The organism is Paraburkholderia sp. AV2 (genome assembly GCF_054968425.1).
On the sequence record NZ_JBANLK010000007.1, the window covers coordinates 79,107 to 98,083 of the forward strand.

The 18,977-nt window shown below is 66.0% G+C and carries 18 protein-coding genes; 6 read left to right on the forward strand and 12 right to left on the reverse strand.

All coding sequences use genetic code 11. From position 1 onward, the window contains the following. Positions 1–20: 20 nt before the first annotated feature. Positions 21–932: a LysR family transcriptional regulator gene (locus V8683_RS07695; RefSeq protein ID WP_411192174.1), complete on the forward strand. Its 912-nt coding sequence runs from the start codon at positions 21–23 to the stop codon at positions 930–932. On the opposite strand, the gene V8683_RS07700 is transcribed toward V8683_RS07695, so the two are convergent. Genes V8683_RS07700 through V8683_RS07725 form a run of 6 tightly spaced genes read right to left on the reverse strand, consistent with a single transcriptional unit; the run spans position 933 to position 6,896 of the window. After that, entirely contained in the window at positions 933–1,301 is a 369-nt protein-coding gene (locus tag V8683_RS07700) for a Na+/H+ antiporter subunit G (protein ID WP_411192175.1), read from the reverse strand. 13 nt (positions 1,302–1,314) lie between these two features. Next, complete coding sequence (locus V8683_RS07705; protein ID WP_411192176.1) at positions 1,315–1,590, reverse strand: K+/H+ antiporter subunit F; 276 nt, start codon at positions 1,588–1,590, stop codon at positions 1,315–1,317. After that, positions 1,584–2,078: a Na+/H+ antiporter subunit E gene (locus V8683_RS07710; protein WP_411192177.1), complete on the reverse strand. Its 495-nt coding sequence runs from the start codon at positions 2,076–2,078 to the stop codon at positions 1,584–1,586. The genes V8683_RS07705 and V8683_RS07710 overlap by 7 nt, the downstream gene beginning before the upstream one ends. A gap of 2 nt (positions 2,079–2,080) precedes the next feature. Next, complete coding sequence (locus V8683_RS07715; protein ID WP_411192178.1) at positions 2,081–3,766, reverse strand: monovalent cation/H+ antiporter subunit D; 1,686 nt, start codon at positions 3,764–3,766, stop codon at positions 2,081–2,083. Next, positions 3,763–4,095, reverse strand: coding sequence for a Na+/H+ antiporter subunit C (locus tag V8683_RS07720; RefSeq protein ID WP_411192179.1), 333 nt, complete (start codon positions 4,093–4,095; stop codon positions 3,763–3,765). Before V8683_RS07720 ends, V8683_RS07715 begins: the two co-directional genes overlap by 4 nt. Continuing rightward, positions 4,095–6,896, reverse strand: a complete 2,802-nt coding sequence (locus V8683_RS07725; RefSeq protein WP_411192180.1) for a monovalent cation/H+ antiporter subunit A — start codon at positions 6,894–6,896, stop codon at positions 4,095–4,097. The genes V8683_RS07720 and V8683_RS07725 overlap by 1 nt, the downstream gene beginning before the upstream one ends. 232 nt (positions 6,897–7,128) lie before the next feature. Here V8683_RS07725 and V8683_RS07730 point away from each other — a divergent pair, with 232 nt between their 5' ends. After that, complete coding sequence (locus V8683_RS07730) at positions 7,129–8,214, forward strand: diguanylate cyclase domain-containing protein (RefSeq protein WP_411192181.1); 1,086 nt, start codon at positions 7,129–7,131, stop codon at positions 8,212–8,214. A gap of 89 nt (positions 8,215–8,303) precedes the next feature. Here V8683_RS07730 and V8683_RS07735 read toward each other — a convergent pair whose 3' ends face one another. Continuing rightward, positions 8,304–9,722, reverse strand: a complete 1,419-nt coding sequence (locus V8683_RS07735) for a carotenoid oxygenase family protein (protein WP_411192182.1) — start codon at positions 9,720–9,722, stop codon at positions 8,304–8,306. 166 nt (positions 9,723–9,888) lie between these two features. Between V8683_RS07735 and V8683_RS07740 the strand changes: the two genes are divergently transcribed. From V8683_RS07740 to ppk2, 3 genes are all read left to right on the forward strand, one after another. Beyond that, entirely contained in the window at positions 9,889–10,674 is a 786-nt protein-coding gene (locus tag V8683_RS07740; RefSeq protein WP_411192183.1) for a TetR/AcrR family transcriptional regulator, read from the forward strand. Then, entirely contained in the window at positions 10,659–11,042 is a 384-nt protein-coding gene (locus tag V8683_RS07745; protein WP_411192184.1) for a VOC family protein, read from the forward strand. The genes V8683_RS07740 and V8683_RS07745 overlap by 16 nt, the downstream gene beginning before the upstream one ends. Positions 11,043–11,189: 147 nt before the next feature. Then, positions 11,190–12,110 carry a polyphosphate kinase 2 gene (gene ppk2, locus V8683_RS07750; protein WP_411192185.1) on the forward strand — a complete coding sequence of 307 codons (921 nt, stop codon included), beginning with the start codon at positions 11,190–11,192 and terminating at the stop codon, positions 12,108–12,110. Positions 12,111–12,214: 104 nt separating this feature from the next. Here ppk2 and V8683_RS07755 read toward each other — a convergent pair whose 3' ends face one another. Next, positions 12,215–13,801 (reverse strand): inorganic phosphate transporter, encoded by a 1,587-nt coding sequence (locus V8683_RS07755; RefSeq protein WP_411192186.1) that lies wholly within the window; start codon positions 13,799–13,801, stop codon positions 12,215–12,217. Between the two features lie 226 nt (positions 13,802–14,027). Between V8683_RS07755 and V8683_RS07760 the strand changes: the two genes are divergently transcribed. Continuing rightward, complete coding sequence (locus V8683_RS07760; RefSeq protein ID WP_411192187.1) at positions 14,028–15,617, forward strand: sensor domain-containing diguanylate cyclase; 1,590 nt, start codon at positions 14,028–14,030, stop codon at positions 15,615–15,617. Between the two features lie 66 nt (positions 15,618–15,683). Here V8683_RS07760 and V8683_RS07765 read toward each other — a convergent pair whose 3' ends face one another. The 4 genes from V8683_RS07765 to V8683_RS07780 form a co-directional block, all read right to left on the reverse strand. After that, complete coding sequence (locus V8683_RS07765; RefSeq protein ID WP_411192188.1) at positions 15,684–16,088, reverse strand: helix-turn-helix domain-containing protein; 405 nt, start codon at positions 16,086–16,088, stop codon at positions 15,684–15,686. Positions 16,089–16,668: 580 nt separating this feature from the next. Continuing rightward, on the reverse strand, positions 16,669–16,908 hold the full coding sequence (locus V8683_RS07770; protein WP_411192189.1) for a hypothetical protein: 240 nt from the start codon (positions 16,906–16,908) through the stop codon (positions 16,669–16,671). Between the two features lie 327 nt (positions 16,909–17,235). Next, positions 17,236–17,829 (reverse strand): IMPACT family protein, encoded by a 594-nt coding sequence (locus tag V8683_RS07775; protein WP_411192190.1) that lies wholly within the window; start codon positions 17,827–17,829, stop codon positions 17,236–17,238. A gap of 667 nt (positions 17,830–18,496) precedes the next feature. Further along, the gene (locus tag V8683_RS07780; protein ID WP_411192191.1) at positions 18,497–18,814 is read right to left on the reverse strand and encodes a hypothetical protein; all 318 of its coding nucleotides are present in this window, start codon (positions 18,812–18,814) and stop codon (positions 18,497–18,499) included. Positions 18,815–18,977 lie beyond the last annotated feature (163 nt).

The window sequence follows — 18,977 nt, forward strand, 5'->3', positions numbered from 1 at the left end:
TCCTTGACAGTGAGCCGGCCGTGGACGTCAATGCGCTAACCCTGCTGGTGGAGATTCTCGACGCGGGGAATCTTAGCGAGGCTGCGCGGCGCCTGAAGATGAGCCGCGCGAACGTCAGCTACCACCTCAATCACCTCGAAAAGTCGATCGGGCTGCAACTCGTGAGGCGCACCACGCGCCGCGTGGAGGCTACCGAGATCGGGCTGAAGCTCTACGAGCATGGGCGCGCGATCCAGAACGCGCTGCTGGCCGCGCGCGAATCGGTCTCGACGCTCGGCCAGAGCCTGCAGGGGCGCGTGCGGCTATCGGTGCCGAGCGGCTATGGGCAGCTCGTGATGTCCGACTGGCTGATCGAGTTCAAGCGGCTCTATCCGGGCATCGTGCTCGACGTGATGTTCGAAAACCGTGTGGAAGACCTGTTGCGCGACGAAGTCGACATTGCCGTGCGCGTGATGTCGGAACCGCCGCAGAACCTCGTGGCGCGCGACATGGGGTCGGTGCGCTACGTGGCTTGCGCCTCGGCGCAATGGGCGCGCGAGAACGGCATGCCGCAGCGGCTGGAAGACCTGGGTACGGCACCGGTCATTACTGCCGCCGTGGTCGGTAAGCAACTGCGGCTGGCGGGGTATCTGGGCGAGGAACGTCATGAGGTCCTGCTCGAGCCGGCTATCATTTCGGAGAACTTTCTTTTTCTGCGCCAGTCGATTCTGGCGGGGCTTGGAGTGGGGATCGTGCCGGACTATGTGGTTCAGGACGATCTGCGTCGCGGGGAGGTTGTTACGTCGCTTGATGCGTGGCGGCTCAGCATTTTCGGCACGCACATGTATATGCTCTACATGCCGAATCGGCATCGTACGCGGGCAGCGTCCACTTTTATCGAGTTCGTGCTGGCCGAGGCGCACAAGGCGGGGAGAGGGGTGGCGGTGGCCTGATCAGGCATCCGGTGTGTCGTCGGCCGCCTCGCAAGCCCCCGTCACCGGCGGCCTTCCGCGCGTACCCGCCGTGAGCGCCACGCGCTGCTGAATCCCCGCCTTCGCAAGCATATGCGCGCTGATCGGCGCGGTAAGAAACAGAAAAGCCGGAATCAGCAGTTCATGCAGGCTCGCATAGTTATTGTGCGCGCTGAAGTAGACCACCGACGCGAGCACGACGCCCCCCACGCCGAGCGTCGTCGATTTGGTCGGGCCGTGCAGGCGCATGAAGAAGTCGGGCAGGCGCGCGAGCCCGATCGCACCGATCAGCATGAAGAGGCTACCCACGAGCAACAGCACGCTGACGATCGCTTCGACGACGGTTTGCATGGCGTGCCTCCCGTCAGTTCAGTTCGATGATGTCGCCGCGCTGCAGATACTTCGTCAGCGCGACGGTGCCGATGAAACCCATCACCGCGATCAGCAGCGCCGTCTCGAAGAATACGGTGGAGCGCAGGCTGATGCCGTAGACCACGATCAGTGCGATGGCGTTGATGTTGAGCGTGTCGAGCGCGACGATGCGGTCGGGCAGCGACGGCCCGCGCACGAGGCGCACGAGCGTGAGCAGGAACGCGAGGCCGAGTATCGCGAACGAGACCGGAATGGCGATGGCTAGCATGCGAAGATCTCCATCAGCGGGGCTTCATAACGGGTCTTGATCTGGGCGACGAGCGCGGCTTCGTCGTCGAGATCGAGGACGTGCACGATGAGGCGCGTGCGGTCGTCCGAGAGTTCGGCGCACAGCGTGCCGGGCGAAAGCGACACGATGCTGATGAGCGCCGTGAGCGCGATTTCGTGCGTGCTGTCGAGCGGCACTTCGATGAACGCGGGGCGCAGCTTCTGCGTGGGGCCGAGCACGAGCAGCGCCACCTCGACGTTCGCGACGACGATGTCGCAGAGCACGTGCAGCGCGAGCCGTGCGAGCAGCCACGGGTGGCCGAATCGCACGGGCCGCATCCAGAGCCCCGCGCCGACCGCGAACGAAATCGCACAGCCCAGCACTGCGCCGAGCAGGACGTTGCCGGGCGAGGCATCGTTCATCAGCAGCAGCCAGCAGACGAGCAGGACGATGCTGAGCCAGGGATGGGGAAAGAGCCGTTTCAGCATGGTCAGTTCCCGTTGCCTTGCGGAGCCACCGCCGCTGGTGTTACATCGGGAAGGACGGCATGCACGTACGCGGCGCGATCGAGCAACTGCGTGGCGGTGGCGTCCAGATAGCGCTTGAGCGGGCCCGCGCCGAGCGTGGCGGCCACGACGCAGGCGAGCAGCAGCGCGCACGCTCCAAGCTTGGCGCGCGTACCGCGCGGTGCTACTGGCGCCGCCGCCGCATACGCCCGCGAAGCGGGCGCGGCCCACAGCAGGCGCGTACCGGTGCGGCTCAGAGCGACGATCAGGAGCAGGCTCGAAAGCAGCACGGCGGGCCACAGCGTGGCGGCTTTGTCGATGGGCGTGGCGGCCAGCACCATCGCCTTGCCGAGGAAGCCCGAGAGCGGCGGCAGGCCCGCCGCGCCCACGGCGCCCACGAAATAGAGCAAGGTTGCCGTTTGCGTGGGCCAAGGCGATGTCGTGCTGCGCGCCGCCGTTTCTGCCGCCACTTCCGCCACGACGGCGGGTTCGGCCACGAGCACGTCGCCATCGGCCACGGGCGAGAGAGCGGGCGCCGTGGTGTCGTCTAGCGCGGCGTGCGAGCCGGGTTCGTCGGCGGCCGGCTCCGGCGCCTCCGGCTCCAGCGTGTCGGCCAGCAGAAACAGCGCCGCCGAGCAAAGCGTCGTGCTGATGAGGTAGTAGAGCAGTGCGCTCCATGCGGCCGCGGTTTGCAGCGTCGCCGCCGCAATCAGGAGACCTACCGAGACCAGCACGAGATACGCTGTCGTGGTCTTGAGGCTCGACACGGCGAGCGCGCCCAGCGCGCCGAATGCGATTGTCGCGATGGCGAGCCACCATGCCCAGTCGTGCATGAAATGATCGAGCAAGCCGCCGGCACCTGGAGTGCCACCCCCACCAAACACCAGCGCGTCACAGCGCAGCATGGCATACACACCCACCTTCGTCATGATCGCGAAGAGCGCGGCCACCGGGCCGATCGCGCTGCGATACGCCTGCGGCAGCCAGAACGAGAGCGGAAAGACGGCCGCTTTCAGACCGAACACGAGCATCAGCATCGCGCCCGCGAACTGGGCGAGCGGCAGCGAGGCGGCGTCGAGATGGGCGAGCCGTTCGCCCATGTCGGCCATGTTCAGCGTGCCGGTGAGGCCGTACAGCACGCCCAGCGCGATCAGGAAGAACGACGAGCCCACGAGGTTCAGCAGCAGGTAATGCAGGCCGTTGCGCACGCGGCGCCGGCCGCCGCCGTGCAGCAGCAGCGCGTAGGAGGCAATCAGCAGGAGTTCGAAGAATACGAACAGGTTGAAGACATCGCCCGCGAGGAACGCGCCGTTCAGACCCATCAGCTCGAACTGGCACAGCGCGCGGAAGTAGCGGCCGCGCCGGGCGTCGGCGCTCGAGGTGCCGAGCAGGCAGCAGCACGCCAGCACCGCGGTGAGCACGAGCATGAGCGCGCCGAGGCGATCGAGCTGCAGCACGATGCCGAACGGCGCGGGCCACGCGCCGAGCGAATAGGTCGCGATTTCTCCCGAAGCGGCGCGCGCGGCGAGCGCGATCGCGACAGGCAGGAGCGCGATCGTGGCGACGACGTTGAGCGCACGCTGCAGGCGTTTTGCGCGCACCGGCAGCGCGACGATGGCGCCCGCCGCGAAGAGCGGGATCAGGATGGGCAGGATGAGGGCATGGTTCATGCGCCGTCGATCTCCTTGCCGTCCACGTGATCGGAGCCGCTGAGCGCGAGCGAGCGCAGCGCCAGCACGACCGTGAAGGCGGTCATGGCGAAGCCGATCACGATGGCCGTGAGCACGAGCGCCTGCGGGACGGGATCGGCATACTGCGCGCCGGGAGCGATCACGGGCGGCTTGCCCAGGGAGAGCCGGCCCATGCCGAGCAGGAAGAGGTTGACGGCATACGAGAACAGCGTAATGCCGAGGATCACGGGCAGCACGCGCGCGCTCAGCAGCAGGTAGAGGCCGCAGGCGCAGAGCACGCCGATCGTCGCGGCAAAAGCGGCTTCCATCAGCTTTTCTCCACGGATTGCAGGTCTTTGTCGCGCGTGCCGAGGTGCGAGACGATCGTGAGCGTGGTGCCGACCACGGCGCAGAACACGCCGAGATCGAACAGCATGGCGGTGCTCAACTCGACTTCGCCGATGAGCGGCAGATGCAGATGCCCGAATGCGCTCGTGAGGAACGGCTGGCCGAACGCGAGACTGCCGGCGCCCGTGCACGCGGCCACGAGCAGGCCGAGGCCCGCGAGCGTGCGGTAGTTGATGCGGATGCGCGACTCGGCCCACAGCACGCCGCTCGCCACGTATTGCAGCAGGAGCGCGACCGAAACGATGAGCGACGCGATGAAGCCGCCGCCCGGCAGATTGTGGCCGCGCAGGAACACGAACACGGCGACGAGCGTGGTGAGCGGCAGCATGAGGCGCGCGAGCAGGGCGAGCAGCAGCGGATGCGACTGCGAAGACCACGGCAGGCCGCCCGGCCCCGCGGCGGGCGGGGGGAGCCGCAGGCCGCGCAGGAGCGCCTTGACGGCGAGACCCGCGACGACGAGCACGCTGACTTCCACCATCGTGTCGAAGCCGCGGAAGTCCACCAGGATCACGTTCACGACGTTGTGTCCGCCGCTGCCGGGCAGCGCATTCGCGAGGAAGAACGGGGCGATGCCGGTGCCGGCGGGGCGTGTCATCACGGCCCAGGCGACGCCGCCCAGCAGCGCGCCGCCCGCGAGCGCGAGTACGCCGTTGCGCACACGCGCCGGGACCGGCTCGATCACGCGCTGTTCGCCGGGCAGGAAGTAGATGGCGAGCACGAGCAGCAGGACGGTGACGACTTCCACGGAGATTTGCGTAAGTGCGAGGTCGGGCGCGGAGAAGCGCGCGAACGCGAGCGTCACGAAGAGGCCACAGGTGCTCAGCAGGATGAGTGCGTAGAGCGTATGGGTGCGAACGCGCACGACGGCGAGGGCGCAGAGTGCGGTCAGCACGAGGCCGATGAACGTGACCGGATCGACGCTCGTGAGGGCAAGCGTGCCGCCGAACCGGGGGAGGGCCAGCAGCGCGGCGCCTGGCACGACGATCATTGCGGCCACCATCCACGCGAGATAGGACGGCAGCGAGCCATTCTCGAATACGCGCACGACCACGGCAGCGGCTTCCTCCAGATGCTGCACGAAGCGGTCGAAGCCTTCGCTCGCATTCATTTCGGAGAGCCTGGAGCGATGATGGCGGAAAGCGTCACGGCGGAAGAAGAACAGCAGCGCGCCGGCAGCGAACGAGGCCACGCTCATCACGAGCGGCAGGTTGAACCCGTGCCAGATGCTCAGGCTGTAGACGGGCAGCGAGCCGCCCAGCGCGAACCACGCCGCCGATTCGAGCATCCGGCCGATAGTCTGCTGCGGAAAGAGGCCGACCAGCAGACACAGCACGACGAGAATTTCGACGGGCAGACGCATGAAGCGCGGCGGCTCGTGCGGCGGATACTGCGGCAGGTCGCGCGGTGTCGAGCCGTCCCAGAAGACGCCGTAGACGAAGCGCAGCGAGTACGCCACCGAGAGTCCGGCCGCCACCACGGCAAGCGCCGGAATGACCCAGTTGAACTCGCCGAAGAGGCCTTGCGCGAGCGTTTCGCCGAAGAACATTTCCTTCGAGAGAAAGCCGTTGAGGAGCGGCACGCCCGCCATGGCCAGCGAGGCAACGCCCGCGAGCGCCGCGGTCCATGGCAGATAGCGGTGCAGGCCGCGCAGCCGGCCGAGGTCGCGCGTACCGGTTTCGTGGTCGATGATGCCCGCGGCCATGAACAGCGATGCCTTGAACACCGCGTGGTTGAACGTGTGAAAGAGCGCGGCGACGGTGGAGAGTTCGGTGTCGAGGCCGAACAGCAGCATGATGAGGCCGAGATGGCTGATCGTCGAATACGCGAGCAGGCCTTTGAGATCGCGCTGCACGAGCGCCATGGCCGCGCCGCCCGTGAGCGTCACGAGACCGGCGAGGCTCACGGTATAAAACCACCAGTCCGTGCCTTCGAGCACGGGGTAGAAACGCGCGAGCAGGAACACGCCGGCCTTTACCATCGTGGCCGAGTGGAGGTAGGCGGAGACCGGCGTCGGCGCGGACATCGCATGCGGCAGCCAGAAGTGGAACGGGAACTGCGCCGACTTCGTGAACGCCGCGAACAGCAGGAGCAGCAGGATCGCCGGATAGAGCGGGCTCTTCTGCACGTTGCCGGCCTGCGCGAGCACGTCGGTGAGCTCGTAGCTGCCGCACACGTGCCCGAGCAGCAGCATCGCGCCCAGCAGCGCGAGGCCGCCCGCGCCCGTGATGGTGAGGGCCATGCGCGCGCCGCGCCGCGCATCGGGGCGGGATGGCCAGAAGCCGATCAACAGGAACGAAACGAGGCTCGTCAGTTCCCAGAAGATCACGAGCAGCAGCAGGTTGTTCGAGAGCACGAGGCCCAGCATCGCGCCCATGAAAAGCAGCAGGAGCAGGTAGAGACGCGGCAGCGATTCGCTACCCGCGAGGTAGTAGCGCGCGTAGACGAACACGAGCAGGCCGATGGCCAGCACCAGCAGCGCGAACATGAACGAGAGGCCGTCGAGTCGCAGGCTCAGCGCGAGGCCGAGCTCGGGCACCCAGTCGTGCCGCCATTGCAGGACGCCGTAAGTCGGCATGCCCACCCGCTTGCTCGCGAGCAACCCGAGACCGAGGAGCGCTGCGGCGAATGCGATCCACGTCGCGAGCGGCCGGGCGAACTGCATCGCCACCGCAACGAGCGCCGCCGCCGCGAACGGGAGAACGACGAGCCACCCCAATACCATGCGGTTATCTCCGGTTGATCGTGTGCGTGATGAATGGACGGGGGAACGTGGGACGCCGCGCGTGCCAGGGCGGCGTCGCTCACGATCATAGCCGCAAACGGGGCCTGAGTTCATTCAGGTGGCATGAGTTGCGCGGGTGAACGCCTGGCAGCTCGACAATCGAACACGCCGGGACACGCGGGCGCGTTAGACTACCGGTCGATAACTACGGAATACGGGCGGGGGTGCGGGCATGGGCGAGGGGGACTTTCAATCCTGGTCCGGACAAGGCGTATTCGGCGCGTTTCAGAAGAACCCAGAAAAGGAGCAGGCGCTACTGCGCATAACGCTTGGCACTGTGGTGCTGTTCGCGTACCTGGTCGCCGCGGAGGCCTCTCACTCGAAAGAGACATGGGCGACGTCGGGCGCCGTCGCGTTGTACGTGGTGTTCGGCGCGGCGACCTGGCTTGCCACGACACTCCGCCCGGCGCGCTCGGTGCTCAGGTTGACGCTTGCCACGTTTGCCGATCAGGTCGTGCTGATGACGGCGCTGGCCGTCGGCGGCGAGGCCGCGCTGCCGCTTCTATGGGTTGTTTTCTGGTTCCTCGTCGGCGCCGGATGCCGTTACGGCCGAAGCATGCTGGCCCTCTCGTGCGCAGTGGCGTTCTGCGGTTTCGCCGGACTGACGCACTGGCAACCGTGGTGGCGCGCGAACGTCGCGGCCGGCGCGGGCTTGATGCTCAGCGTGGCGGCGACATCGCTCTACCTCGCGGTGCTGGTGTACCGGCTGGAAAAGCAGGCGGCCACCGACCCGCTGACGGGTTTGAGCAACCGCGCCCGGCTCGAGCAGGCCATTGGCCGCACGCTCGCCGTTCGAGGCGCCGGTGCCGTTCATGCGGCGTTGCTGCTTATCGACCTCGATGGTTTCAAGGAAGTGAACGACGACTACGGGCATGCGGTGGGGGACGAACTGCTACGCAGTTTCGCCATCACGCTGACCCATCAGATGCGGCGCGGCGATACGCTGGCTCGCCTTGGCGGCGACGAATTCGTGGTGCTGGCGCACCGCATTCACGACCGGGCCGGCGCGCTGGCGCAAGCCGCGAAGATTCACGCGATCCTGAGCGACATACGAACCATTGGCGGCTATCCGGTTGCGATCTCCGGCAGCATCGGGGTGTGCATGCTGGCCGAGGGAACCGGAGACGTTCCGCGCGACGCCCGGACCGTGATGCGCGCCGCCGACGGCGCCATGTACCGCGCCAAATCGCGCGGAAACGGCCAGACGGCGTTCGCCGATGCGAACCTCTCGATGCCCGTGGCTTCCACGGTTCGATAGCGGGTGCGGGCGGCGCCTTCCTGCGTTGCTGCTTCGTTGTTTCTTTGTTGTTTCGCAGTGCTGGCGAGGCGCATTCCCTGTGCGCGAGATCAGCCGGCGGCGCTGCGCCAGTTGCCATGAAAGCCCGCCGGCACGCGGTGGGACAGATGCGCGAGGGCAACCGGGCCGGATGCAACGTCGGTGGCGTCGAACACCGCAAGGTCGCTGCGGTTTTCACCGCCGCGCCAGACGACGGCGAGCAGCCAGCCGTCGCCTTCAGCGGCATCCGCATGGCGCTCGATAAACACCGGTTCGCTGCAGTAGTCGCCGAGGTCGGGCAGCCATTCCGCGGTGTGGCCGGTCGTCACATCGATGTGGGCGAGGCCCACGCGCGAGCGCGTTCCCTTCGCGCCCTCCGTGGCCGGTGCGGAACTGAAGTAGCCGTGCCGGTAGCGCGACATCGCGAAACGCTCGTCGAAGCGCGGGAATTCGCCGGGGCGGTCGTCCAGTAACTGCTCTCCCACGCTGGCTGTCTTGTCCGGGCCGAGAGTCCAGCGCACGAGTCGCGCGCGGGGCGGCTCGTTTCCCACGGGCGTGCCGTCGAGACGTGGAAACAGCGGGGCGGTGTCGTATTTCATCACGTCGCAGACGATCTGCTTGCCGTTATCGAATGCGTTCATGACGTGGAAAACGAAGCACGGATCGGCGGGCAACCAGCGCACGTCGTCGGCGGTGCCGTTGCGCGGCAGAATGCCGATATGCGTGCCCTTGTCCGGTTCCCACGCATAGGGAGGCAGCCCGTCCGTCGCCCGGTCCATGGAACCCGTCAGCGGGAAGACCGGGAAGAGGATGTGCGTGCGCGTGACGGCGAAGTCGTGAACCATGCTCGGGAACGGCGCCGCGAAGTGCACGCTCCGCTGCAGCCGGCCCTCGCGATCGGCCACGTGAAGCACGAGGTCGCGGGTGAACGGGCCGGTCGCCGCATAAGCGAAGAAGACCAGCTCGCCGGTAACCGGATCGTATTTCGGATGCGCCGTCATCGCGCCCGGCAGCTTGTCGTCGTAGCGATAGTAGCCTCGCGGCGCAAGCGTGAACGGGTCCACTTCGAACGGCGCGTGCGCTTCTTCCAGCGCGAGCAGGCGGTGGCCGTGCCAGATCACATTGGTGTTGGCCACTGTGGAATTGAGTTCGCGCAGGGCCGGGTCGCTCAGGTGCCGGTGAGACAGCGAGCCCGAAAGGCCCTCTCCGCGGTCGTGCTCCATGACCCATTTGGGCGTGCGCACCCAGCGATTGCGGTAGGACACGCGCCCGTCTTCGATCTGGAACGCGTGCAGCATGCCGTCGCCCGAGAACCAGTGGTACGGCCCGCGCGGCGCGAATTGCGGATTCGGTCCGTTACGGTAGAGCGTGCCGCGCAGCGCCTTCGGCATGGTGCCGGTGATCGGCAGATTGGCCGCGTCGCATTCCATGTGCAGCGGCGCGTAGTAGCCGCTGAGAAAGGGCTCGTCGGCGGGAAAGGGCAATGACACGATGATCTCCGGGTTGTGCTCGGCCAGCCTGGCGGGTTCGGTCGTCGGGTGCGCTCAGGTAGTGATGGCTACCCAATGTTTCCAGTGGAAAGATTTTGACTTGGCCGCCGAACATGGTCAAGATATTTTTCCATTGGAGAAATCAATTGCGTAGTTGAAGTCCATCATGCAGAAGAAGATCCGGGCAGGGGGCACGGCGGCCACCCGAACGAGCAGCGCCGGGAACAAACCCGGGAGCGAACCGGCGCCGGCGCGGCGCTACCATCACGGTTCGCTGCCCGACGCGCTGTTGCGCGCAGCGGAAACCGTGCTCCGGCGCGATGGTCTGCGCGGTCTCACGCTGCGGGCGATCGCCCGCGAAGCGGGGGTGTCGCACACGGCCCCGCAGCACCATTTCGGCGATACGACGGGCGTGTTGAGCGAACTGGCCGCGACCGGGCACCGCCGCCTTGCCGCGTCCATGATCGAGCGCGCGCGGGGCGTGGAGGGGGACGAAGCGCGCAGCCGGGCGACCGCGCGGGGCTATATCGACTTTGCCGTGAACAACCCGGATCTGTTTCGCCTGATGGCGCGCAACGAACTGCTCGATGCCGGGCGGCCGTCGCTCGTGGAGGCCCGGCGCCTGTCCGCTCGCGAACTGGCCGGCGTGGCCGGTGCGGAGCCGCCGTCGTCGTCGCCTGCGTCCGACGCCTTTGCCGAGCTCAGCGGCTCGCAAGCGGTGGCGATGACCGCGCTATGGGCCTACGTTCATGGGCTCGCTTCGCTGCTCGTCGACCACCGTCTCACCCGGATTGCGGCCGCCACCGATACGTTTCGGGATCCGCAAGAACTCGTCGATGCCGCGATCGAGCAGATGGGGATCGTGCGGCGCAGCGTGGCGGCATCACCGCCGAAGGCCGATTCGACCGGCCGGCGGGCGACAGAGGAGCCGGCGGCATGGAAGAACGCGTAACGCAAATCGAATCGCTGAGCGCCGTGACGCTGACCGTCAGCGAAATCGGGCGGTCGGTGCGTTTTTACGAGTCGCTCGGCTTTCGGCAGCGTCCGGGTCATGCGGTGCCGGGATTCGCATCGTTCGTGCTGGGCGAGGGTGGGGGGCCGCCAGGCTATCTGAACCTGCTGGAAGGCCCGCATGGCGCCATTGCGGGCTGGGGGCGCGTGATTCTCTACGTCCGCGACGTGGACACGTTCTACCGCGAGGCGCTCGCGGCAGGCCACACACCCGAATTTGCGCCCCGGGACGCGCCGTGGGGCGAGCGTTATTTCCATCTGCTCGATCCCGACGGCCATGAGCTGAGCTTTGCGAAGCCGCTGGGATGAGGTTGGCGCATACGGGCGCGAAGGCGTCCACTTACGCCATATCGACGTGTTTGAAATACGAATGACACCCATAGCGCCGATAGTGCTGCGATACCGTCGCCGCGTGAGCGATGCGGATTGCCATTTGACCGACACAGGAGAGTCGCCATGAACGAAACCGACCGCGAACTGCAAGCCGAGCAGGATCGCCGCCGCCGGCTCGACGAGGAGCTGATCGATGCCTACGACGAAGAGCTCGAAATGGAGGTCGACGACCATCTCCACCACACGGGCCTGCATATCGGCGACGACGCGCGCGAGCTGCGCCGCGTCTATTTCCGCGAGCTGATCCGTCTGCAGGGCGAGCTCGTGAAGCTGCAGGACTGGATCGTGAACACGGGCCACCGCATGGTGGTGATCTTCGAAGGCCGCGACGCGGCGGGCAAGGGCGGCGTCATCAAACGCATCACGCAGCGCCTGAACCCGCGCATGTGCCGCGTAGCCGCGCTGCCCGCGCCGAGCAACCGCGAGCGCACGCAATGGTATTTCCAGCGCTACGTCCAGCATCTGCCGGCGGGCGGCGAGATGGTGCTGTTCGACCGTAGCTGGTACAACCGCGCGGGCGTGGAGCGCGTGATGAACTTCTGCTCCGACGACGAATACGAAGAGTTCTTCCGGTCGGTGCCCGAGTTCGAGAAGATGCTCGTGAGAAGCGGCATCCAGATCCTCAAATACTGGTTCTCCATCACGGACGACGAGCAGGAGATCCGCTTCCAGAGCCGCATCGACGATCCGCTCAAGCAGTGGAAGCTCTCCCCGATGGATCTCGAAAGCCGCCGCCGCTGGGAGATGTACACGCAGGCGAAGGAAGTGATGCTGCAGCGCTCGCATATTCCGGAGGCGCCGTGGTGGGTCGTGCAGGGCGTGGACAAGAAGCGCGCGCGCCTGAACTGCATCAGTCACCTGCTGAACCAGGTGCCTTATCACGAGATCGAGCACCCGCAGGTGACGCTGCCCGCGCGCGAGCATCATCCGGACTATATCCGCCAGCCGGTGCCCGACAACATGATCGTGCCGGACGTGTACTGACTTCCGGCGCGGCTACACGGCGCGATAAACGAAAACGGCGACGAAAACGGCGCGCGCTCCAGTCGGAGCGCGCGCCGTTTTTTCATGTGCAGCGCGACGTCTGCTCAGACGTGGCGGAACACCCAGTAAAGCCCGGCGGCGAGCGCGATCGAAGCGGGCAGCGTGAGCACCCATGCGAGGATGAGACTGCGCACCGTGCTCCATTGCAGACCCGAACCGTTCGCCGCCATCGTGCCGGCCACGCCCGAGGCCAGCACGTGCGTGGTGGAGACCGGCAGGCCGTACACGTCGGCCATGCCGATCGTCGCCATCGCGACCACTTCGGCCGAGGCGCCCTGGCCGTAGGTGAGGTGCTGCTTGCCGATGCGCTCGCCCACCGTCACGACGATGCGCTTCCAGCCCACCATGGTGCCGAGTCCCAGCGCGATCGCCACGGCCACCTTCACCCACGTCGGGATGAACTTGGTGGCGTGGTCGGTCGCGGTGCGGAAGTTGTCGATGGCCTTGGCGTCGACGGCGGAGAAGGCCGGCTGCTTGCTCTTCTCCATGAGGCGGATCGCTTCCGAGGCGAGGTACATGTTGTTGCGCACGTTATCGACGATCGACTGCGGCACGTTCGACATCGAGCCGTAGCCGCCCACTTGCTCGCCCACCTGCGTGGCGAGCGCCGCGAGCGCGGGGACCGTTTGCGGCGAGAGATGGCGCGAGCTGATGTAGCGTTCGACTTCGTCGCGCGGTTCGGTGGGAGCGGCCACGCCGTTCGAGTATTTGCCGAGCGTGGTCGAGGCCTGCTGCGCGACGGCGAGGAAGGTCTGCGTCTGTTCCGGCGTGACCGCCTTGTTGAGCGCATAGGCCGTGGGCACCGTGCCGATCAGGATCAGCATGATGAGGCCCATGCCCTTCTGGCCGTCGTTCGAGCCGTGCGCGAACGAAACGCCCGTGCAGGTGAGGATCAGCAGCGCGCGGATCCAGAACGGCGGCGGCTCGTTGCCCTTGGGCTCCGCATAGAGCTCGGGTACGCGCACCACGGCTTTCAGGATGAGGAGCAGCAGGGCGGAAAGCAGGAAGCCGACAAGCGGCGAAAACAGCAGGGCCTTGCCCACGCCGAGCGCCTGGCTCCAGTCCACGCCGCTCGTGCCGGACGTTCCGTGCATCAACTGGTTCATGAGGCCCACGCCGATGATCGAGCCCACGAGCGTATGCGAGCTGGACGAGGGCAGACCGAAGTACCAGGTGCCGAGGTTCCAGATGATGGCGGCGATGAGGAGCGCGAAGACCATGGCAAAGCCTGCGCTGCTGCCCACCTGGAGAATCAGTTCGACAGGGAGCAACTGCAGGATGCCGAACGCGACGGCGCCCGTGGAAGTCAGCACGCCCAGGAAGTTCCAGCAGCCCGACCAGATCACGGCGAGATGCGGCTCGAGCGAGTGCGTGTAAATGACGGTCGCCACCGCATTCGCGGTATCGTGGAAGCCGTTGACGAACTCGAAGCCGAGGGCGATCAGGAGCGCGAAGCCCAGCAGCACCCAGGGCAGCACGGAGCTCTGGTGGATGGGCGAGAGGTCGTCGGACAGGTGCACGCCGACATAGCCTATGCCGAGGGCAATGACGGCAAAGAAGGCGAGCATGCTCGCATTGCGGCCGCGCGACTGGGCTGCGCCCGGTTGCGGCGACAGGGAAATATCCGGCATGGCCTGCGGGCTCCTTGTGCGTAAAAAAATCGGCAAATGCTACGTACCGATCATCGCTTGCTGTCGTGTCGGGCTTATGACAGTTGCATGCAAGGTTCGTCGCCGGGTCGGGACCGGAAACATCAGACGTATACCTGTCTATACCTAGCTATACGCGCCGGCGCGCGTCGTGGCCCGATTCCGCCCGGCGCAGACCGGCATTGCATCATCACGGAGGATCGCGACAGTGCCAAAGCGGGTTCTCGCGCTACGTCATCGCGCGCGCCGGTGGTGGCTCGCGCGCGGCAGGCAGGCGATCTGGCTGATCGGTGGGCATCCGCTTTTCGGCGGCATGTCCGGTTCGCTCGTGGCGACGGTCATGGCAGGCGTGACCCTGGCGGCGATCTACAGCGGCCGCTCGGAGGAACTGAGCCACGCCGCGGAGAATTCGCGCAACATCGTGCGGATCGTGAGCAGCGATATTGCGCGCAATGTCGAAATCTACAATCTCGCGCTTCAGGCCGTGGTGACGGGTGCGCAGCAGCCCCAAACCTGGACTCTGCCCGAGGCGCTGCGCCAGCAGGTGCTGTTCAACCGGGCGACGGCGGCATCGTCGCTCGGCGGCGCCTACGTGGTCGGCGCCGACGGCTACGTGGCCGCTTCGCAGAGCGGCGGGGCGGCGACCGGCGTGCTGTTTGCCGACCGCGACTACTTTCTCGCCCAGGCGAGCCGCCCCGACACCGGCCTCTTCTTTTCGAAGCCTTATTTCTCGCGTTTGCGTGGCGGCGTGCCGACAATCGCCCTGTCACGGCGCATCAACGGGCGCGAGGGTGAGTTCGCCGGCGTGGCGCTGCTGGCCGTGCGGCTGGAATACTTCCAGCACCTGCTCGAGCGCATCGACGTGGGCCGCCACGGCCGCGTGTTCATCATGATGCAGGACGGCACGATGCTCGCCAGCAAGCCGCCGGCGCAGCGCGGCATGGGCACGAGCTATGCCGATTCGCCGAACTACGCGATCATTTCGCGGCGGCCGTCGGGCACCTACACCGGGCGCTCGCCGCTGGACGGCAGGATGCACATCTTCACGTGGGAGCACATCGACAACGCGCCGCTGATCGTCGGCATCGCGCCGGCCGTGGACGACGTGCTCCTGCCGTGGCGCAGGCGCGCCTGGTTCGCCATCGCCATGACGACGCTGTTCGGCGGCGCCTGGATAATCGTGTCGTGGGCGCTGGCCTTCGCGCTGCGCGACAAGGTGATCGCGGAAGGCGAGTTGATGCGGCTCGCCGTGACCGACCCGCTCACGGGCCTCGCGAATCGCCGCGCGCTGGACAGCCGCCTCGCCGCGGAATGGCAGCGCGCGGTGCGCGAGCACGAGCCGCTTTCGGTGCTGTTCTTCGACATCGACCACTTCAAGATTTTCAACGACACCTACGGCCATGCCGCCGGCGACGAAGTGCTGGCGCTCGTGGCCGGGCGTATTGCGGCGGGCGCGCGGCGCACGTCGGACATGGCGGCGCGTTATGGCGGCGAGGAGTTTGCCGTGGTGCTGCCCGGCACGGCGCTCGAGAGCGCCGTGAAGATCGCGGAAAAGATTCGCAGGCGCATCGAGTCGGCGAACCTCGCGCACAGCGGGTCGCACTACGGCCGCGTCACGGTGAGCGTGGGTTGCACGAGCTGCGATCCGCCGCAAGGGGGCAGCGCCGTGAAACTGCTGGCCGCCGCGGATCGCCTGCTCTACGAAGCCAAGGCGGGCGGCCGCAACCAGGTAAAGGCGCGGCCGTGGAGCGGGGAGGGTGTCGAGCCGGCCAATACGGGCCCGCAGGCCGCGGCCTGAACGGGCGCCGGGCGGTCAGCGGGCCGGCTGCGTGGCAACTCCAGACAACTGAAAGACAACTGCGGGTCAGCGTGCCGATTTCGACAGGCGATGGCCGAGACCGAGGTTCGACACGATCTGCCACGTGTAGACGCGCGAGTAATGCACGCCGAACTGGCGGCCGATCAGTTCGCGCACGCGGCTGTTGGTCCACGCGTCGCTTGCGAAGCCGTGGTCGCGCGCGGAGCCGTGCAGCGCGCTGGCGATCCAGCCTAGCGCGGCCTGGTCGAGCACGGAAGGGCGGCCGCCCACGCTCATCTGTTTGAGTGCGGCGAGCCCGCCATCCTCGACGATCGTTTTGTAACGGCGCACGGTTTGTGCGGAAAGGTGGAGGGAATCAGCGACAACATTCACGGTCGCGCCTTCGATAAGCATCTGGCCCGCGGCCATTCTTCTCGTGACGCTTGGCAAGTCCTCGGTTCGGGTAAGCATGTGATCACTCGTCGACGAAAGATTCCGGTCATGCGGCATTGCGGATACGCCGCTCCTGTCGACCCGGGTTGGCGCCTCAGCGCTGACTCGGGTCCCATGCAAAGCTGTTGACCCAGGTTGGCGCTCGGGCGCCGGGTTGGGTCCCATGCAAAGCTGTCAACCCCGGTTCCTGCATGTGGGTCTTGTCGCTTGCCACGGCCTTGCGTTGGCAACGGATCACGCCTGGCCTGTAGCGGACGGCGAAGTGTTGCGCCCCAGGTGGGGTGCGGGCGGTACGCGCTTGCGCCCCGCAGCGAATATTAATAAATGTTTTTGTTGGGAATGTGTATAGTCCCGCGAAAAATAGTCTGCTTGACTTGTGGATTATCGTGGACTATCGGCAAAATCAATCGGACCGGATTGCGGAACAATGCGCACGAGCGTTACGTATTCCGCTTTCGCGGTTCCGGCAGCGCATGCGCAATGCGTTGTTTCGGTTTTAGTCTGCGATTCAAGTCTGATCTAATGCCGTATCACGCCTTATCGCAGCGTATAGCGTCATTTCGTGCGGATGCAAACGGGCAGCGGCCTGGTCGACCTGCTAGTCGACCCGGTTGCGGTCGCGCACGAGGATCGACACGTACACCGCCGTCGAGATAACGATCACGGCCACTCCTGTGATGACTTCGCGATGGTTGAACTGGACGAGCCCGAATACGGCGATCGCTATGCCGGCGGCGGCGCCGAGCGTGCCCATGGCTGCCACGAAGATGCGTATCTTGCTCCACAGCCGATGACGCCGTTCGGCTCCCGCACCTTCCTTGAGGTGATCGAATCTCATGGGCAGCTCTTCTTGTCGCGGTGGACGGACATCCGACAGGTGTCGGGCGACCGGAATGGGCCCGAATGTCTGTGACAAATCGATTATAGCGAGCACGTTTTTGTGCGCCTTTGGGCTGTTCGCGCGTGTCGCCGAAAAGTTATTGGGTAGTTTGGGCGGCGTTTAAGTTTGTCTTAATTTTGGGTCGCCATGATGGAGTCGTCGGGTCGATTCGATAGTCGATTCGCGGTTGTTCTTCACGTCCCCTGTTGACCGCCGATTGCCTCGGCGGTCTTTTTTTTGCACGGCTTTTTGCACCGCTTTTCGCCACGTTACGCGCGCGGGGCCTCACCCGTGCGCGGGGAAGCCGGCGCGGCCCTGGGTGAGATCGCGCAGCGTCTCCCGCGCGGCCTCCACCTCGGTCGCGGGCAATTCGATCGTCAGGCGCACGGTCATCGTGTAGGCGCTCTCCACGAGGGAGGCTTTCGCCTGCTCGAGCCAGTGGCGCACGCGCGTTTCGTCGGGATAGCCGACCTCGACGATCAGGCGCGCCTGCGCAATGCGCTCGATGCGTGCGGCGCCTTGCAGCGCGGTCGCGATTGCGTCGGTGTAGGCGCGCACGAGGCCGCCCGCGCCCAGCTTCACGCCGCCGTAATAGCGAACGACGGCGGCCAGCACGCCGTCCAGGTCGTGATGGCGCAGCACTTCGAGGATCGGCCGGCCAGCGGTGCCGGAGGGCTCGCCGTCGTCGGACATGCCGGACTGGCCGCCCGCGAGCAGTGCCCAGCAGACGTGCGTGGCCGCAGGGTGCGCTTCGCGCAGCAGGCGCAACTCGACCATGGCAGCCTCGCGGCCGGCAACCGGAATGGCATGCGCGATGAAGCGGCTCTTGCGGATCTCGAGTTCTGCGCGGAGGGGGGCGGCTAGCGTGAAGGTGGGCAAGACAGAGGGCGCGGCAGGGGCGAAACCGCCATGTTAACCGATGTGAACGGCCGCTTCCGACGCGTCGGGCCCCGAATTTTGACGAAATCCGTAATGGATTCTTGCAGCCTGTGCTAATGACGCTTCGGCGGCCAGCCCCGATAATGGTCGTCGTGGCGGGTCTAGCTCTGGCTGGAGCGAAACCGAACTCCTCATTCGGTGATCCGTCATCTTTCTGCTTTCCGCTCGTTGCCGCCGGCTTGTGCGGTGCTGCAGCGAGGCCCTCCGGAATTTCCACCGCTCAACGCGAGAGCCCCAAAAAAAAGCCCGGTCAGGACGTTGTCCTGTGACCGGGGCTCATAAGGCTCGCCTGTTCTCAAGAGGCGATTCAACCTTACGCGCGCCAAAATCATTGCGCAACGCAAAAAAAATCTTGGGGTGTTCCAGAAAAATGCCCCGGGCGTTGCCGGCCGGGGCGAATGAGAATACACCGTGCGCTCCGGGGAACGAAACGCAGAGATAAGTTACCCGCCCGCTCGCCGCGAATCAATTCATACAAATTACCTTCAATTACTTGCAATTTTCTTTCCGTCAAATGCGCGAAGCCGGTTTTCCGCGAGGAAAACCGGCTTCGGTGCGGGGCGCCGCCCGACAACGGCAGCGCGGCGGCAACAGGTAGCCGACCCGATCAGTAGTGCTGCGGGGGCGGCGGACGATGGTCGTCTTCGTGGTAGTGCGGGGGACCCGGATCGTGCGGATGATGGTGCATCCACTCGTCGTGTTCCCAGTAGCGATGGCCGTCCCAGTAGCGGTCGCCATGCCAGCCGATCGAGACTTGCACGTCGACAGGCATCATGTGCGGCTCGCCATACTGCGGTTGCGAATCGGCGCGCAGCGCGAACGGCGCGGATTGCGCGAAGGCGCTCGTGGCGCCCATCAGCGCGCCGCCGGCGATCAGTGCCGCTGCGATGGCGCGAGCGGGGGTCTTCCAGCTCTTTGTGTTCATCAGGTTCCTCCTCTAGAGTCCGTCGTTACGGTATGGCGGCGGAGGCCGCCTTGCCGTCACTCACGAAACCGAGCTTATAGGCCAGGATGCGAACCATGCGTGACCACTTGTAAGTATAAATTTCAAAACGAAAGGCATGAAGAAAGGGCCAATCTGACATTTG

Excerpts from the sequence above, each read along its gene's own strand:
- V8683_RS07715 (WP_411192178.1), bottom strand. The coding sequence starts at position 3,766 with ATGAACCATGCCCTCATCCTGCCCATCCTGATCCCGCTCTTCGCGGCG.
- V8683_RS07705 (WP_411192176.1), bottom strand. The coding sequence starts at position 1,590 with ATGCTAGCCATCGCCATTCCGGTCTCGTTCGCGATACTCGGCCTCGCG.
- V8683_RS07700 (WP_411192175.1), bottom strand. The coding sequence starts at position 1,301 with ATGCAAACCGTCGTCGAAGCGATCGTCAGCGTGCTGTTGCTCGTGGGT.
- V8683_RS07710 (WP_411192177.1), bottom strand. The coding sequence starts at position 2,078 with ATGCTGAAACGGCTCTTTCCCCATCCCTGGCTCAGCATCGTCCTGCTC.
- V8683_RS07770 (WP_411192189.1), bottom strand. The coding sequence starts at position 16,908 with ATGAGATTCGATCACCTCAAGGAAGGTGCGGGAGCCGAACGGCGTCAT.
- V8683_RS07780 (WP_411192191.1), bottom strand. The coding sequence starts at position 18,814 with ATGAACACAAAGAGCTGGAAGACCCCCGCTCGCGCCATCGCAGCGGCA.
- V8683_RS07720 (WP_411192179.1), bottom strand. The coding sequence starts at position 4,095 with ATGGAAGCCGCTTTTGCCGCGACGATCGGCGTGCTCTGCGCCTGCGGC.
- V8683_RS07745 (WP_411192184.1), top strand. The coding sequence starts at position 10,659 with ATGGAAGAACGCGTAACGCAAATCGAATCGCTGAGCGCCGTGACGCTG.
- V8683_RS07730 (WP_411192181.1), top strand. The coding sequence starts at position 7,129 with ATGGGCGAGGGGGACTTTCAATCCTGGTCCGGACAAGGCGTATTCGGC.
- V8683_RS07740 (WP_411192183.1), top strand. The coding sequence starts at position 9,889 with ATGCAGAAGAAGATCCGGGCAGGGGGCACGGCGGCCACCCGAACGAGC.
- ppk2 (WP_411192185.1), top strand. The coding sequence starts at position 11,190 with ATGAACGAAACCGACCGCGAACTGCAAGCCGAGCAGGATCGCCGCCGC.
- V8683_RS07755 (WP_411192186.1), bottom strand. The coding sequence starts at position 13,801 with ATGCCGGATATTTCCCTGTCGCCGCAACCGGGCGCAGCCCAGTCGCGC.
- V8683_RS07765 (WP_411192188.1), bottom strand. The coding sequence starts at position 16,088 with ATGCTTACCCGAACCGAGGACTTGCCAAGCGTCACGAGAAGAATGGCC.
- V8683_RS07725 (WP_411192180.1), bottom strand. The coding sequence starts at position 6,896 with ATGGTATTGGGGTGGCTCGTCGTTCTCCCGTTCGCGGCGGCGGCGCTC.